This window comes from Methanimicrococcus stummii (assembly GCF_032594435.1).
Lineage (GTDB): Archaea > Halobacteriota > Methanosarcinia > Methanosarcinales > Methanosarcinaceae > Methanimicrococcus > Methanimicrococcus stummii.
In genome coordinates this window covers 902,719-918,008 of sequence record NZ_CP131062.1, presented here as the reverse complement: position 1 = coordinate 918,008, position 15,290 = coordinate 902,719, and the positions used below count along the sequence as shown (strand labels likewise).

15 protein-coding genes are annotated in these 15,290 nt (G+C 44.7%); 8 read left to right on the top strand and 7 right to left on the bottom strand.

Annotated features, from left to right (window positions below; all coding sequences use genetic code 11):
* Positions 1-125: 125 nt before the first annotated feature.
* From MmiEs2_RS04455 to MmiEs2_RS04445, 3 genes are read right to left on the bottom strand one after another with little or no spacing between them, the layout of a single operon-like run.
* Positions 126-296, bottom strand: coding sequence for a hypothetical protein (locus MmiEs2_RS04455; protein ID WP_316558682.1), 171 nt, complete (start codon positions 294-296; stop codon positions 126-128).
* Between the two features lie 44 nt (positions 297-340).
* The gene (locus tag MmiEs2_RS04450) at positions 341-1,720 is read right to left on the bottom strand and encodes a TldD/PmbA family protein (RefSeq protein WP_316558681.1); all 1,380 of its coding nucleotides are present in this window, start codon (positions 1,718-1,720) and stop codon (positions 341-343) included.
* A 1-nt stretch (position 1,721) separates the two neighbouring features.
* Positions 1,722-3,053 (bottom strand): TldD/PmbA family protein, encoded by a 1,332-nt coding sequence (locus MmiEs2_RS04445; protein WP_316558680.1) that lies wholly within the window; start codon positions 3,051-3,053, stop codon positions 1,722-1,724.
* A gap of 199 nt (positions 3,054-3,252) precedes the next feature.
* On the opposite strand from MmiEs2_RS04445, the gene MmiEs2_RS04440 reads away from it, so the two are divergent.
* The 8 genes from MmiEs2_RS04440 (at position 3,253) to MmiEs2_RS04405 (ending at position 10,917) form a co-directional block, all read left to right on the top strand.
* The gene (locus MmiEs2_RS04440; protein WP_316558679.1) at positions 3,253-3,447 is read left to right on the top strand and encodes a hypothetical protein; all 195 of its coding nucleotides are present in this window, start codon (positions 3,253-3,255) and stop codon (positions 3,445-3,447) included.
* A 258-nt stretch (positions 3,448-3,705) separates the two neighbouring features.
* Positions 3,706-4,386, top strand: coding sequence for a DUF4956 domain-containing protein (locus MmiEs2_RS04435; protein WP_316560209.1), 681 nt, complete (start codon positions 3,706-3,708; stop codon positions 4,384-4,386).
* Positions 4,383-6,044: a CotH kinase family protein gene (locus MmiEs2_RS04430; RefSeq protein WP_316560208.1), complete on the top strand. Its 1,662-nt coding sequence runs from the start codon at positions 4,383-4,385 to the stop codon at positions 6,042-6,044. Before MmiEs2_RS04435 ends, MmiEs2_RS04430 begins: the two co-directional genes overlap by 4 nt.
* Complete coding sequence (locus MmiEs2_RS04425; protein ID WP_316560207.1) at positions 6,041-6,742, top strand: polyphosphate polymerase domain-containing protein; 702 nt, start codon at positions 6,041-6,043, stop codon at positions 6,740-6,742. Before MmiEs2_RS04430 ends, MmiEs2_RS04425 begins: the two co-directional genes overlap by 4 nt.
* 285 nt (positions 6,743-7,027) lie before the next feature.
* Complete coding sequence (locus MmiEs2_RS04420) at positions 7,028-7,714, top strand: polyphosphate polymerase domain-containing protein (RefSeq protein ID WP_316560206.1); 687 nt, start codon at positions 7,028-7,030, stop codon at positions 7,712-7,714.
* 40 nt (positions 7,715-7,754) lie between these two features.
* Positions 7,755-8,207, top strand: coding sequence for a hypothetical protein (locus MmiEs2_RS04415; RefSeq protein WP_316560205.1), 453 nt, complete (start codon positions 7,755-7,757; stop codon positions 8,205-8,207).
* 170 nt (positions 8,208-8,377) lie between these two features.
* A complete protein-coding gene (locus MmiEs2_RS04410; protein WP_316560204.1) occupies positions 8,378-9,058 on the top strand; it encodes a DUF4956 domain-containing protein in 681 nt (226 codons plus the stop codon).
* Positions 9,055-10,917: a CotH kinase family protein gene (locus MmiEs2_RS04405; RefSeq protein ID WP_316560203.1), complete on the top strand. Its 1,863-nt coding sequence runs from the start codon at positions 9,055-9,057 to the stop codon at positions 10,915-10,917. Before MmiEs2_RS04410 ends, MmiEs2_RS04405 begins: the two co-directional genes overlap by 4 nt.
* 80 nt (positions 10,918-10,997) lie before the next feature.
* Here MmiEs2_RS04405 and MmiEs2_RS04400 read toward each other — a convergent pair whose 3' ends face one another.
* The 4 genes from MmiEs2_RS04400 to lonB all read right to left on the bottom strand — a co-directional run bounded on the left by MmiEs2_RS04400 (position 10,998) and on the right by lonB (position 15,078).
* A complete protein-coding gene (locus tag MmiEs2_RS04400; RefSeq protein WP_316560202.1) occupies positions 10,998-11,192 on the bottom strand; it encodes a hypothetical protein in 195 nt (64 codons plus the stop codon).
* Positions 11,193-11,307: 115 nt separating this feature from the next.
* Entirely contained in the window at positions 11,308-12,315 is a 1,008-nt protein-coding gene (locus MmiEs2_RS04395) for a transcription initiation factor IIB (protein ID WP_316557838.1), read from the bottom strand.
* Positions 12,316-12,396: 81 nt separating this feature from the next.
* Positions 12,397-12,648, bottom strand: coding sequence for an H/ACA ribonucleoprotein complex subunit GAR1 (locus tag MmiEs2_RS04390; protein ID WP_316560201.1), 252 nt, complete (start codon positions 12,646-12,648; stop codon positions 12,397-12,399).
* A gap of 408 nt (positions 12,649-13,056) precedes the next feature.
* Positions 13,057-15,078: an ATP-dependent protease LonB gene (lonB, locus tag MmiEs2_RS04385; protein ID WP_316560200.1), complete on the bottom strand. Its 2,022-nt coding sequence runs from the start codon at positions 15,076-15,078 to the stop codon at positions 13,057-13,059.
* Positions 15,079-15,290: the final 212 nt, after the last annotated feature.

The window sequence follows — 15,290 nt, the reverse complement described above, 5'->3', positions numbered from 1 at the left end:
AAATGAGTCATATCTGAAACACAACCGTTGTAAATTCGCCACAAATCAATAACGGTCGGTTAAATCTAAATTAGATCTATGTTTGAAAATGATAAATATTCTATAAATCCTTTGTCCTTCAACATTCATTCTTCATTTTTTATTTTATTAGTGATATGCTCAATCTCGTTTTTTTTCATTTTATTCGAAATATCTTTCAAATAAACATTTAAACCGCAAACAATTATAAATATAATAAAAAAACGGCGTTTTATTTCCGTTTTTTCATTCTTTTTTACGGATGCGGCAGCGTTCATTCGGGTGTTCGGTTGCGGCTCACTCCGCCGCAGCGAGAACCGTTTTACTCCCCAATAACGCTCATTTCCGAAATTCGAATCGACGGCGTGATAATGCCGCCGACGGAACGCACATCTTTTCCGGCGCCGTCAATATTTTTAAGCATTTCAAAAATGTTTCCGGAAATCATCACTGATTTAATCGGTTTTGAAATTTCGCCGTTTTCAATTAAAAACGCGTTGCGTCCTTCAATTGAGAAATCGCCGGAAATTTCATTCGCGGTATGTGCGCCGATGACGGTATTGACGTAAATGCCGCGCTTCGTTTCGCGAATGACATCGCTTTGCGGAAACTGAATGATGAAATTGCTGAAATCCACACTCGGCGCGGACGAATACGAATATCGGTATCCGTTTCCGGTGCTTTTCACGCCGTCTTTTCCGGCGGTGTAGCTGTCATACAAATAAGAGTTCAGCACACCGTTTTCAATGACATTTGTCTTTTGCGTCGGCGTGCCTTCGTCATCAAAAGCGCCGCTTGAAATGCCGCCGGCAAGCGTTCCGTCATCAACGATTGACAATTCGGTGTTTGCGATTTCATCGCCGAGGCGACCGACAAGGCCCGACCTTTCTTTTTGAATATTGTCCGCGTCAACAGACGGCGCAAGCGTATTTTCCAAAATGTCGGAGAATGAAAACGGGTGGAAAATGACAGGCATTTTCTCCGCGCCACACGTCACGCCGTTGAGTGATTTTTTCGCCAAATCTGCGGCATTTTCGCCGATTTTCGCGAAGTCCACGTTTTTCTCGCGCGACACCGCGTAATCGTAAGCCGTTGAAACTTCGCCGGACATTGTCGTCACATCCGCGAAACCCGAGATCGCCGTTCCTTTTCTTTGAGCGAACAAATCATTCGTGTTCATAATCATCAAATAAGAAACCGATCTCGAAAATCCGCCGGATGTCGGAATCATGTTTTCAATGCTTTTCACGCCTGAAATCATGTCGGTCGCGCATTCGATACATTCGTCCAAACGCATTTCAACGATTTTGTCATCAAACAAACCGTCTACCGTTTTGTATTCCGATTTTGCCGGAAAACTTTTGAAAAGCGGATCCGCTTCCATCACTTTCGCCGATGCGACCGCCGTCCGGACGGTATTTTCCAAATCAGAGATTAAATTTGTTCCGGCGAACCCGACAGCGCCGTTGACCGCCGCGCGCACGCCGTAGCCGGCATTCGTGCTTTGTTTTGCCGTCTCAATCACGTCTTTTTTGAATTGAATGCTTGTCGATTCCCCGATTGAAAAAACAATTTCCGCATCCGATGCGCCGAGCTGTTCGGAAAGCTTCAGCGCTTTTTCAATGCCGGATCGGATTTCTTCAATTGATATTTTGTTTTCCGGAAACAATTTTTCCGCGTTTTCTGTTTTATTTGCCGTCATCTCAGGCACCTCCGACCGTTGCTTTTGAAATTGAAATGTGCGGCGCGCCGTCGGTGACCGGAACAGTCTGCCCGGACTTGCCGCAGTGGCCTGCATGCAGCTTGACATCTTTTCCGACCATTTTTATGTGATTTAAAATGTCCAGTGTTTGTCCCGACAATGAAACATCGCGAACCAAATCCGAAATTTCGCCGTTTTTAATCAAATATCCTTTTTCGGCGTTGAATTGGAAAACGCCTTCGCCGGTGTTGACCTGGCCGCCGCGCGAGCCGATTAAATAAATGCCGTCTTTGATGTCTTCAAGCATTTCTTCAAAAGTCGCGTTTCCCTTGTCGATATAAGTATTGCTCATGCGAACGACCGGCATCGAATACCCTTGGGCGCGCGCGTTTCCCGAAACGCCTTCAAACGCGCCGGCGGTTTCTCTGGAATGCATGTATGAATTCATGATCCCGTCTTTGATGAGAACGGTTTTTTCAGACGGCACGCCTTCGGCGTCAAACGGATAAAAGCCGTATTCCTGAATCGTCGGATCATCAATCACCGTAATTTCGGGAACCGCGATTTGTTTTCCCAATTTTCCCGAAAGAACGGAATCATTCTGAAGCACCAAATCCGCTTCCGACGCGTGTCCGACGGCCTCGTGCGTAAAAACGCCGGCAAGTTCGGGATCCAAAATCACGGGAAGCGCGCCGCCTTTGGGCGTTTTTGCGGTCAGCAAAGATTTTGCGGTTTTCGCGGCTTGTTTTGCCAATTCGTACGGATCGTTTTTTTCAAAAATTTCATAACCGGAAATGTTAAAGCGGCTTTCTCGGCCGGCTTGATAATTGCTGCCTTCGGCGGCGACGGCAGACACCGCAAACCCACTTCTGACTGTCTGATATTCCTTTTCATCGCCTTCGGAATTCATGAAGCGCGTTGTCAATATTGATTCGGAATACGAAACGCGCGTGCTTTTAATGCCTTCTTCTTTCGCGTATTTTTCAATTTCTCGGAGCAATTCGACTTTGTCTTCGATGCTGATGTCTTCCGGGTTGATTTTGATTTGCGGCATGCTGCCGACTTTTCTTTTCGGAACGCTTCCGAGAATCACTTTTTCTTTGGGCGTTCTTCTGTTCATGGAAACTGCCAATTCTGACGCGTTTTGAATGCCGGTTTTTAAATCCGTTTCGCCGTCAATCGACGTGTAGCCCCAAGAGCCGTGGCAAAGCGCGCGGATGCCGGCGCCTTTTGAATTGTTTTTGGAAACCGTTTCTAATTTTCCGTTGTCTAAAACGATTGTCATGGAACGCCCTTCGATTTGATTGGCGTCATAATATTGAATCTGATCCATTTTTTCCCTCCGTTTTTAAAATTAATTTAATTGATGATACAATAATAATTAAAACAATAAATACTTCAATAATATTTGGAATTTATTTATATTCTGTTATATGAATTTAATTCAGTCCGCCGCATAATTTCATTTTCCAAATCAAAAAGGGTAAACTATATAAATTTAAAAACTATTTTCAAACTTAGGTGATTTTGAAATGATTGGCATGAAAGAAATTGCATACGTTACAGCGGCATCCGTTGCGCTCACACTCGTTCTTTTCGCGTGGTACGCATTCGGCGCGCCGATGACAGCCCTTGATTTGACATCCGACGTGAACCAGTTCGCGCTTGTCGGCATCGGCATTGTTATCTGTTTCGTCGCATACGCATTATCCAAGCCGGAATTCTAATTCGGCTTTTTATTTCTTTTTATTTTTTATTTATCTCCTATTTTAATTTCATTTTTTGCCGCGCCGATTCGCGCGCGTGCCGCACGTTTTTAAAAATTTCAAAATTGCGTGTTCCTTTTTCAATTTTCAATTTACAAACTTTTGCCCTTTTTGAATTATTCTAATCCGATTCCGTTTTTCAAACCTTTCTTTTAAATATTTGTTATTCTTATTTATCATCAAAATTTGAATTACATTTTGGGTTTATGGAGAAATAAAATGGCGACTTTGACTTTTAATGACATTTTTGAATCGCATCTCATCAACAACATCGTTGATTTTTCATTGACGGATATTTTCATTGCCATGGTTTTGGCGTTCATCCTCGGATTGTTTATCTTTTTCGTTTACAAAAAAACATTCTCCGGCGTGATGTATTCTTCGGGATTCGGGGTTTCTCTGATTGCCATGACGCTTGTCACGACCATGATTATTATCGCAATCAGCTCCAACTTAATTTTATCACTCGGTATGGTCGGCGCACTTTCCATCGTCCGTTTCCGTTCCGCCGTTAAAGAGCCGATGGACATCGCGTACCTCTTTTGGGCAATTTCAGCAGGTATCGTCATCGGCGCGGGACTCATTCCGCTCGCCGTTCTCGGCTCCGCTTTCATCGGTGTCATTCTCATTATTTTCGCGAGCAAAAAACCGCTGGATAAGCCGTACATTTTAGTCGTTGACATCACCGGCGAAGATGCCGAAAAAGAAGTCAAGGAAATCATTCAAAACGGCGTTAAAAAGCAAGTGCTTCGCTCCAAAACGCTTTCCGAAGGAAACATCGAACTGACCGTTGAAGTCCGCCTCGTCAACAGCGAAAGTGAGTTCTTAAACAAAATTTCAAACGTTGAAGGCGTGACAAGCGCGGTTTTGGTCAGCTACAACGGAGAATATGTGACATGAGCGCCGATTCCGGCTCCGGTCTCATCAACAGCAAATACATGAACGCGCTGGCAGTCGTACTGATCGCCGCCGCGCTTATTTTTGTCGGGATTCTGCTTTTTGCGCCCGGCTTAATTCCAATCCCGTCGGCATCGGAAACCGTCAATTACGACGAAATGATGTTTGACCGCAACACCGTCATGACGATTGAAATTGAAATGGGGGAGGCGGATTGGGATCATTTGCTTTCCAACCCGCATGACGAGAGTTATCTCCCGTGCAACGTCACGATTAACGGTCAAAAATTCAGCGCCGTCGGCATTCGCGTCAAAGGCCAGTCCAGTTTGGTTTCGGTTGCCGCCAGCAACTCCGACCGTTTCAGCTTCAAGTTCAAAGCCGACGAATACGTTTACGGCCAAACCTTTTTCGGATTAAAAGAATTCGTCGTCAACAACAATTACCGCGACCCGACTTACATGAAAGAGTATCTGGCTTACGATATGATGGATTACGCCGGCGCGCCGGTTCCGCTTTTCGCGTACGCCGATATTGACATTAACGGCCGGGACTGGGGACTTTATCTCGCGGTCGAATCGGTTGAGGATGATTTCGCGCGGCGCGTTTTCGGAAACGATTTCGGAAAACTGTACAAACCGGAATTAATCAACGAAAGCAATGTTCCGAAGTTAGGCGGATTTTCGCCGCTGTACGGAACCGATGTCAATCAAGGCGCCGCTTTGATTTACACAACTGACAGCATTTGGGATTATTATCAAATTTTCGGAAATGCCGTGTTCAAAAACACGACGATTTCCGACTGCAAGCGCGCGTTAAAAGCGATTGAGCAGATCAACAAAGGCGAAGATTTGGATCAATATGTTTTTATCGACGAATCTTTGGCTTATTTCGCCGTCACCGGAATCGTTGTCAGCATGGACAGCTACGCCGGCCCGTCGCTTCAAAACTTTTACATTTATGAAAAAGACGGCAAGCTCATGATTTTCCCGTGGGATCAGAATTTCGCGTTTGACGGCTACAAAGACAACAGTACGCCGTCAGTCGTTGATTATCCGATTGACACGCCGGTTTATTCAAACGTTTCCATATATCATCGACCGTTCGTTAACATGCTCTTGAAAAATGAAACTTATAAAGAACAATATTATGACATTCTTCAAGACATTCTTGACGGCTATTTCAAAAGCGGCCGCTACGAAGAAACAATTAACCGCGTTGATTTGCTGATCGGCGAATCCGTTCGCGACGATCCGACGGCGTTTGTTTCATACGAGGATTACGCGGCAGGCGTTGAAGCGCTGCGTGTTTTCGGGGAATATCGCGCGCGCAGCATCGAAGGTCAGCTCAACGGAACGATTCCAAAAAACCATTTCGATCAACGTGTTGAGCGAGAAAATTTATCTGTTGACGCACCGGTTGACGCAATGTTTATGGAACGTACTTACCGCTATTACATTAAACCCGAAAATCCGAGATATACGCCGGAATCTAACAATTTCATGGTTTCTGTTTCGGATTTGCCGGATGTGATTAACGAGCCTGATCCGTCGGAAGCGCCGGATGACAATTTGCCGGAACTTGACGATGATTCGGAAATTTCGAACAAAAATTTAAATGAAAATTCGAATGAAAATTTAAATAAAATTTCGGAGGCTCAATGATGGATTCGATGTATTCGGAAATGAAATTCCGGCACGAGTTGAAGTATTACATTAACACGGCGGATTATTTGACGATTAAAAACCGTCTGTCGGCTTTCGCTGATATTGATAAAAACGTGAATGAAAACGGTACCTACAAAATCCGCAGTCTTTATTTTGAAACCCCGACAGACCGTGTTTTGTCGGAAAAAATAAACGGTGTCAACAACCGCGAAAAATTCCGCATTCGAATGTATAACGACGACGCGTCTTTCATTCGGTTGGAAAAGAAAACGAAAGTGAATGGTTTTGCCAACAAAATTGAAGCGCCTGTGACGCAGGAAGAATGTGAAAAGCTTTTGAGCGGCGACACGGCTTGGATGAAAAATTCCGAGCGCGCGCTTTTGACGGAATTGTACGCCAAAATGAAATACGAACATCTCCGCCCGAAAACGGTTGTCGATTACATTCGCGAGCCGTTTATTTACAAACCGGGAAATGTTCGAGTGACATTGGATTCGCAAATTAAAACAGGAATTCACGCGAAAGACATGTTTAATCCGAAACTGCCGACTGTCAAAACGAACGGCGGAGACGTCATTATTTTGGAAGTCAAATACGATCATTTCCTTCCGGCAATCGTTCAAACCGCCGTTCAGGTTCAAAATCGAAAAAGCACCGCGTTTTCGAAATATGCGATTTCAAGAATGTTCGGCTGATCTTATTTTTATCTTTTACATTTTTGTTTTTTTCTTTTCTGTTTTTCCGCTTTCTACTTTTCCGCTTTCTACTTTTCCGCTTTCTACTTTTCCATTTTTCTTTTTTCCGTTTTTTATTTTATTTTATTTTTTCTTTCCTTCGTTTTGCCAAATCTCTTTCCTGCTTCGATTCCGTTTTTATCTCGTTGACTCGACAATTTTATATACGATGTCTAATTTCAGTATTGTAAACCTTAATTCAAATTTAGGTTTACATTAACTCAAGCAAATCGGAGAAAACGGTTTATGGAGACTTTAAAATTCAGACATGAACTCAAATATTACATCAATATGGCGGATTATCTGACGATTAAAAATCGTCTGTCTGCATTTGCCGATAAGGATTTGCATGTCAGTGAAAACGGGACGTATAAAATTCGGAGTTTGTATTTCGAAACGCCGAACGATCGCGTTCTTCGCGAAAAGGTTGACGGCGTCAACAATCGCGAAAAATTCAGAATCCGCATGTACAATGACGATCCGTCTTTCATTCGGCTGGAAAAGAAAACAAAAATCAACGGCTATTGCAACAAAATTGACGCGCCCGTGACGCAGGACGAGTGCGAGCGGATGATTGTCGGCGACACGGCTTGGATGAAAGAATCCGAGCACGCGCTTTTGGTCGAGCTTTACGCGAAAATGAAATTTGAACTGCTGCGGCCGAAAACGGTTGTCGATTACATTCGCGAGCCGTTTATTTACAAGCCGGGAAACACGCGCATTACGCTGGATTCTCAAATCACGACCGGAATTCATGCCAAAGACATGTTTAATCCGGAACTGCCGACGGTTCGAACGCATGGGACGAACATCATCATTTTGGAAGTCAAATATGATGAATTCCTGCCGGAAATTATTCAAAATTCCGTTCGCGTTCAAAATCGTAAAAATACGGCTTTTTCAAAATACGCCGTCGCTCGAATGTTCGGCTGACTGAAAAACAATGCAATTAATCTGAAACGGATTTGAAAACATGTTGTCGTATCTCAATAACGAACTCGCTGTTTTGACAGGCGGAATCGCGTTAAAAACAATTGCAGTTTTGTTTTTTTTAATCGCGCTGAAATATCTCGTTGAAAAATTGGCGCAAGCGAATCCGGCTTTTACCGACGCTGATCAATTTTTTGATAAAAATTATCTGCCGATCGGGTTTGCTGTCATCGCAATTTCATTTGTTCATTGGATGTGTTCCGCCGGAAGCGTTGAAACACTCGGCTTTATGCCGTTTTTCATCGGTTTTATCGGCATCGCGGTCTGTTTGATTGCGGCCGGCAGTTATTATTCCGGCAAGACGACGCCGTTTCAAATAATCGGACGAAAACTCAAAACGAAAATTGCTTTCAAAAATGAAAAACGAAAATCAAAAACAAAAACAAAAACCCCAAGAAGAAACAGAATACAAAAAATGAAAAAAACGTTCTTGTGATTATTGAAAAATAAAATTAATTCAAACAAATGTTTAAAAATTGATTTAAAAATCAATTCTAAAAAATTTTAAAAATTAATTCAAAAATTGATTTAATTAAACTCAGAAAATTTAAAAAAATGTGATATGAATTTAAATTCGGCACTTCGTGCTGTTTTAGGAGTATAACTATGGCTACTTTAACGTTTAATGATATTTTGTCTTCAAATTTGATTGACAATATTACCAATTTTTCATTGCTGGATATGGCGATTGCCATGATTTTGTCTTTTATTATCGGTCTTTTCATTTATTACATTTACAAAAAAACGTTTTCCGGCGTCATGTATTCGTCGGGATTCGGCGTGTCGCTCATCGCAATGGCTGTTGTGACGACGATGATTATCATCGCAATCAGTTCCAACATCATCCTCTCACTCGGTATGGTCGGCGCGCTGTCGATTGTGCGTTTCCGCTCCGCCGTTAAGGAGCCGATGGACATCGCTTATCTCTTCTGGGCAATTTCAGCCGGTATCGTCACCGGCGCGGGTCTCATTCCGCTCGCGATTTTCGGATCGCTTTTCATCGGCGCAATTTTGTTGGTTTTTGCAAGCCGCAAGCCGACAGACCAGCCGTACATTCTGGTTGTTGATTTCGGCGGCGAAGAAACCGAAAAAGCCGTGATGGATGTCATTAAGTCTTCCGTTAAGAAGTATGTTCTTCGTTCAAAGACGCTTTCCGGTGCCGGAACCGAATTAACGATTGAAGTTCGCCTGCCGGATTCCGAAAGTGTTTTCTTAAACCGCATTTCAGAAACATCCGACGTTAAGAGCGCCGTTTTGGTCAGCTACAACGGAGAATACGTCACATGAGCTCGACTGATGAGAAAAACGGTTTTATCAACAGCAAATATCTGAACGCTGCAACAGCGGTTCTTGTCGTTTTCGCCGTTCTTCTTGTCTGCGTTCTGATGTACAATCCCGGCCTTCTCGGCATCCAATCCGCGAGCGCGCATCCCGATTACGAAGATGAAATTTTCGACCAAAGCATGATCACGTCAATCAGCATCGATATTTCCGACGAAGATTGGGTTGACATTTTGGCGAATCCGACGGCGGAAGAATTTCATCGCTGCAACGTTACCATCAACGGTCAAACGTTTTATTCCGTCGGGATTCGAACAAAAGGCATGACCAGTTTGTCCCAAGTCGCGAGCAGCGATTCCGACAGATACAGTTTCAAAATCAAAGCCGACAAATATGTTGACGGTCAGACTTTCTTCGGCTTAGAAGAGTTTGTTGTCAATAATATGTATCAGGATCCGACATACATGAAGGAATATCTTTCTTACGACATGATGTCTTACATCGGCGTTCCGACGCCGCTTTACAATTTCGCCGAAATTTCAATCAACGGCGAATATTGGGGTCTTTATTTGGCGATTGAAGCGGTGGAAGAAGACTTCGCGATGCGCGTTTACGGCAGCAGTTTCGGCCAGCTCTATAAACCCGAAAGTATGGGCAACATGGGCGGTGGCGGCGGAAATGCAGGCGGCGAGCGTCCGGATTTCACCGGCGGCGAGATGCAGATGTTTGAAGGAATGCCTGATCGAACGCAAAATATGCAGAATTTCGGCGGCTTCGAAGATTTCGACGAATCCGTTTTTGAGGCGGCGGCAGCAACGGCCGGCGTCGGCGGCGCAGGCGGCGAAAACGCGCGTCAAAATCCGTTTGGTGACGGCGCAGATAATGCTGTTTTTGACGGCACAGCCGTCGAAGCAGGCAATACCCGTCCCGACTTTGTCGGCGGAAACGGCGGTGGTCCGGGCGGCTTCGGCGGCACGGGCGGCGGCGCGGATTTGGTTTACACTGATGATGAAATTTCGAGTTACAGTCAAATCTTTGACAACGCGGTTTTCGGCAATGCCAAAAATTCCGATTTCAGGCGCGTGATTACGGCGCTGAAATATCTGAATGCCGGCGAGGAGCTTGAAACCTATGTTGATGTTGACAATACGCTCCGTTATTTCGCGGCGAATACGATGCTTGTGAATTTGGACAGCTACGTCAGTAATTTGAAACACAATTACTATTTGTACGAAAAGAACGGGCAGATTACGATTTTGCCGTGGGATTTCAATTTGGCGTTCGGCGCTTTCCAAGGCGGAAGCGCGTCGACAACCGTTAATTTCCCGATTGACACGCCGGTTTCCGGTGTCAGCTTGGAAGATCGCCCGCTCATCGGCGTTTTGCTGGCAGAAGATGAATACATGGAACTGTATCATTCTTATTTGCAGGAAATCGTTGACGGGTATTTCAACAGCGGCCATTATGACGCGAAAATTACGGAATTGGATCTTTTGATTAATCAATCGATTCAAAATGATCCGACGGCTTTCTACGAATACGAAGAATATTTAAAAGCGGTCGAAGCGCTTCGATTGCTCGGCGAACTTCGCGCAGAAAGCGTTCAAGGGCAGCTGAGCGGCACAATTCCGTCAACGGACAGCGCGCAATCTGCTGATCCGGATGCATTGCTTGACTCTTCCGCGCTGAATATAAACGATTTAGGCGGCATGGGTAACATGGGACGCGCCGACGGCGACAACAGTCGCCGCGGCCCGACTCAAAATGCGGTGACAGCGGTTTCGGTCAACACAACCGTTCCGATACAAATCGACAGGGGATCTTCTGATTCGGAAAGTAATCCGGCAGAACCGATTCCGGCATAAATCTAAAATTGAAACGGAAATTTTCCGTTTCATTTTTCTTTTTTAAAAATCATAGTCGATTTAATTCATTTATTATTTTTTTAAACCGGGATTGGGTTTAATTCATTTTTTAAAAATTGGTGCGGCTCGCGCGCGGCGACGGCAGCCGACGGCAACGAAAAGATGCGGAGGTAGCAGCGGCAAACGGAAACCAAAAGGTAATCTGTGCCACGCTCGCGCAGCGAGCGGATGTGATAAGAAAGAGCAAATACGCGCCAAACGCAAACTATAGGCATAAGCGCAGACACGGCCGGGAAGCACAAACGCAAATGGAAATAAAAAGAAAGAAAATTGAAAATTAAGAAAAATGTAAATTAAGAAAAAAAATGAAAAATAAATTATTCTCTAAAATCAGAGAATAATTTCAATGTCTAATTCTTCCGCGAGTTCCTTGTAACGGTTTCGAATCGTCACTTCGGTCACGCCGGCAACATCGGCCACTTCTCTTTGTGTTCTGCGTTCGCCGCAGAGGATGGAGGCGATGTAAATTGCCGCTGCGGCAACACCGGTCGGACCGCGGCCGCTTGTGAGTTCCTTTTCAGAAGCCTGTCTCAAAATTTCAACACTCTTGGACTGAACTTCGCCTTTGAGGTTGAGGCCGGAGCAGAATCTCGGGACGTAATCAATCGGAGAGGTCGGCATAAGTTTGAGAGAAAGTTCTCTTGAAATGAAACGGTATGTTCTGCCGATTTCTTTTCTGCTGACTCTTGACACTTCTTCAACTTCGTCGAGCGTTCTCGGGACACCGCACTGGCGGCAGGCTGCGTAAAGCGCTGCTGCTGCGACACCTTCAATGCTGCGTCCGCGAATGAGGTTTTTGTCAACCGCTTTTCTGTAAACGACGGACGCCGTTTCACGAACGGTTCTCGGAAGACCGAGGGCGGATGCCATACGGTCCAATTCGGAAAGCGCGAACGCAAGGTTTCTTTCCGTCGCGTTGCTCACACGAATACGTCTCTGCCATTTTCTGAGACGGTACAATTGCGCCCTGTTTTTGGACGAAATGGATTTGCCGTAAGAGTCACGGTTTCTCCAGTCAATCATCGTGGACAAACCTTTATCGTGAATTGTGTACGTCATCGGCGCACCGACACGTGAGCGTTTCATGCGCTGGTCGTGGTCAAACGCGCGCCATTCCGGACCTTCGTCAACGAAGTCCGCGTCAACAACAAGACCGCAGTCGCCGCAGACAAGCTCGGCGCGTTCATAATCGTGAACGAGATTTTGGCTGCCGCATTCCGGACAGGAGTAGACTTCCGTTTCTTTGGGCGTCTCCTTTTCCTTCTTGGCGCGGATCATCTCTTTAATTTTGTCTCTGTTGACGGTTTCAGAATATCGAACCCTTTCTAATTCTACCATTGTCATCACCTTTAATTTTCTTCGTTTTTGGACGAATTGCACGTATTGCTCACGTTTTTTACGGTTTAATATAAATTTGAATTATTTCACGTAGACTTTTTCTTTAACCAATTTTTTGGCCTGCGCGGCATCCAGTTCCCTGAAAATGCGCACCAAGAAGTACGGCTGCTTTTCAGATCCAAAGACAGTCACGACTTTTCCGACCGGGCGAACGCTTTTATCAATAACTTGCAAATTCATCATTCTGTTCAGCGGAGTTCCGTCAGGCGTGTCGTATTTGACAACAAAACAGGATTTTCCGTGCAAGTGCGATACAGTTCCGAGTCGTTTCATGAAATCCTCAAAATACGTCATCATTTCAGATGTTTATTTAAATTCGTACAGATTGTATTTCGGTAATCCGAATACAATAACCTTTAAATCCTTAAATCGCTTATGAATTTATCACTGAGATTTAAAAATCGAAGCGGCAATAATCAATTGCAATCCGCAAATGAACTATAAACTCTATAAGTCAGTTCATACTATTTAAACTTGCCGCAACAGTTATAAGTGAAAATCATTTCTTCTTTTTTGAAAAAGACAGCCGCATGTCAAAATAAAATTCATTTTAATATTCATAAGCGGATAGTGTCGAAACATTTGTAAAAAATAAGTGCAATCAAGGTCATAAAAATAAATATTGCAAAAAAATAAGTTAAAGCCGGAATTGTTTCCGACTTTTTATTTTTTTCTTATTCTTTATTCCGCGGGGGTTAAAGCCGCTTCCAATTTTTTAAGAAATTCTTCTTTTCTCGGACCATCAACAAGCGCGTGTTCGGCAACTTCTGTGATGCTTGAGACCGGAATGATTTCGATGATGTCCTTATAGGAATCTTCAATCATGACATCGGGCTCGTTTGCTTTCGGAATGATGACTTTTTTGATGCCTGCCTGCGCGGCTGCTTCAATCTTGTAGGTGACACCGCCGACCGGGAGCACATCGCCGCGGACGGACAAAGAGCCTGTCATGGCAACGGACTGGTTGACCGGAATCTTTTCATAAGCCGAGAGAACCGCGGTTGCAATTGAAATGGACGCGCTGTCGCCTTCAACACCTTCGTAGGTGCCGACAAACTGAATGTGAATGTCGATGGCTTCGATATTTTTGCCGGTCACTTTCTTAATCACGGCGGAAACGTTTTTCACAGCTTCACGCGCGATTGTTTTCAATTGACCTGTCGCAATAATATTGCCTTGCGCGCCGGACATGGAGGGCGTGACTTCCGATAAAATCGGGAGAACAATGCCTGAATCGCCGCCGATCACAGCCAAACCGTTGACACGGCCGATTTCGCCGCCGTCTTTAAAGAAGGATTCGTAATCTTTCTTGTTTTCCAAATAGCGGTCAGCCAATTGCTGTTCAATGGAACGTGAGATCTTTTTCGCGCGCAAAACGTGTTCAGCCGTTGTAAACGGCGCGTTGTCGGCGCGGGCTAAGTCACCGGCCACACGGACCAAACCGCCCAAATCTCTGAGTTTCAATGTCAACTGGCCTTTGCGCCCGGAACGGCGCTTGGCTTCGCGAATAATTTCTTTCACGGCATCTTCGTCAAATTGAGGAATGTTGCCGTCGCGCATGACTTCCTGCGCGACGAATCGAATAAACTTGTCGCGGTTTTCAGGTGTATCCGGAATGGATTCGCGCATATAAACTTCGTAACCGTAGCCTTTAATTCTGGAACGAAGCGCCGGATGCATTTTTTCAAGCGCGTCAATGTTTCCTGCGGCAACCATAATAAAGTCGCACGGAACAGGTTCGGTTTTGACAAGCGCGCCCGAACTTCTTTCTGATTGGCCGGTAATTGCGTATTCTTTTTCCTGAAGCGCGGTGAGCAAGCTCTGCTGAGATTCGATGCTCAAGATATTGATTTCATCCATAAACAAAACCCCTTTGTGGGATTTGTGAATGTCACCGGCTTCGACACGGTCGTGCGCGGGCGTTTCAAGGCCGCCGGACTGGAACGGATCGTGTCTGACATCGCCGAGGAGCGCGCCTGCGTGTGCGGCGGTTGCGTCAACGTAAGGAGCCTGCTGCTTGTTGTAATTTGAGACCAGCAGTTTCGGAATGAGCGCTTCATCGCGGCCGATAAACTGTCTTCCGACCGTCAACAATAAGAGACAAATGAAAATGCCGAGTAAAATCGCTCCTGTAAATACTGAATAAATCACAATACCCAACATCAAAAACATCAAAATCATTGTTTTTGACTGCGCTTTTTTCTGTGCTTCGGCGCGGTGGGCGGCGACGATTTCGCGGCCTTTTCCTGCCGGGACGCGGCGGATGCGCGGATTGTTGGAGTCTTCCGCATTCGGATACACAAGAATGTCTTCCAGTTCTTCTTTCGGGAGAAGTTCGGCCATTGCTTTTGCAAGCAATGATTTGCCTGTTCCGGGCGTTCCGATCATCATCACGTGGCGCCTTTGGCGCGCGGCTTTCTTGACAATCTCGACAGCCTGTTCCTGACCTAAAATTTGATCAATCAAAAGCGGCGGAACGTCAATTTCTCCCGTATTGGTGAAACTGTATCCGAGTTCGATGTCCTCATTGTCATTCGGAATCTCTTTAATCTCCGGCTGCTGTCCGGTTTCCGCGGTTTCAGTAACGGATTCCGTGACATTTTCAGTTTCATTCTCCGTTTTTGAAACCATCGGAGTAGTATTTTCCTCAGAGAACATCCCCTCTTCAGGATTTTGTTCCGTGAGTTCGTTGAATGTTTCCATTTTTATCACACTAAATTTAAAATTTTAAAAATCGATACGCTGATCTTAAAAACCAATTAAAAAACGAAACCTTAAAAGCTTGCGGAATAAATAAACAAGCTGTTTTTCTTATTTATTTTCGGTATTCCTACATATAAAGTGATATTACCATATATGAACTTAATTCTTGAAATAATTAAATAACTTTAATTAAAAAATGAGCGGCTGATGAT

Bases quoted from the DNA above. Each gene is read 5' to 3' on its own strand.
- MmiEs2_RS04415 (WP_316560205.1), top strand. From the start codon at position 7,755: ATGTTGTCGTATCTCAATAACGAACTCGCTGTTTTGACAGGCGGAATC.
- MmiEs2_RS04390 (WP_316560201.1), bottom strand. From the start codon at position 12,648: ATGAAACGACTCGGAACTGTATCGCACTTGCACGGAAAATCCTGTTTT.
- MmiEs2_RS04400 (WP_316560202.1), bottom strand. From the start codon at position 11,192: ATGCCTATAGTTTGCGTTTGGCGCGTATTTGCTCTTTCTTATCACATC.
- MmiEs2_RS04405 (WP_316560203.1), top strand. From the start codon at position 9,055: ATGAGCTCGACTGATGAGAAAAACGGTTTTATCAACAGCAAATATCTG.
- MmiEs2_RS04420 (WP_316560206.1), top strand. From the start codon at position 7,028: ATGGAGACTTTAAAATTCAGACATGAACTCAAATATTACATCAATATG.
- MmiEs2_RS04410 (WP_316560204.1), top strand. From the start codon at position 8,378: ATGGCTACTTTAACGTTTAATGATATTTTGTCTTCAAATTTGATTGAC.
- MmiEs2_RS04450 (WP_316558681.1), bottom strand. From the start codon at position 1,720: ATGACGGCAAATAAAACAGAAAACGCGGAAAAATTGTTTCCGGAAAAC.
- MmiEs2_RS04440 (WP_316558679.1), top strand. From the start codon at position 3,253: ATGATTGGCATGAAAGAAATTGCATACGTTACAGCGGCATCCGTTGCG.
- MmiEs2_RS04445 (WP_316558680.1), bottom strand. From the start codon at position 3,053: ATGGATCAGATTCAATATTATGACGCCAATCAAATCGAAGGGCGTTCC.
- MmiEs2_RS04430 (WP_316560208.1), top strand. From the start codon at position 4,383: ATGAGCGCCGATTCCGGCTCCGGTCTCATCAACAGCAAATACATGAAC.
- MmiEs2_RS04395 (WP_316557838.1), bottom strand. From the start codon at position 12,315: ATGGTAGAATTAGAAAGGGTTCGATATTCTGAAACCGTCAACAGAGAC.
- lonB (WP_316560200.1), bottom strand. From the start codon at position 15,078: ATGGAAACATTCAACGAACTCACGGAACAAAATCCTGAAGAGGGGATG.
- MmiEs2_RS04435 (WP_316560209.1), top strand. From the start codon at position 3,706: ATGGCGACTTTGACTTTTAATGACATTTTTGAATCGCATCTCATCAAC.
- MmiEs2_RS04425 (WP_316560207.1), top strand. From the start codon at position 6,041: ATGATGGATTCGATGTATTCGGAAATGAAATTCCGGCACGAGTTGAAG.
- MmiEs2_RS04455 (WP_316558682.1), bottom strand. From the start codon at position 296: ATGAACGCTGCCGCATCCGTAAAAAAGAATGAAAAAACGGAAATAAAA.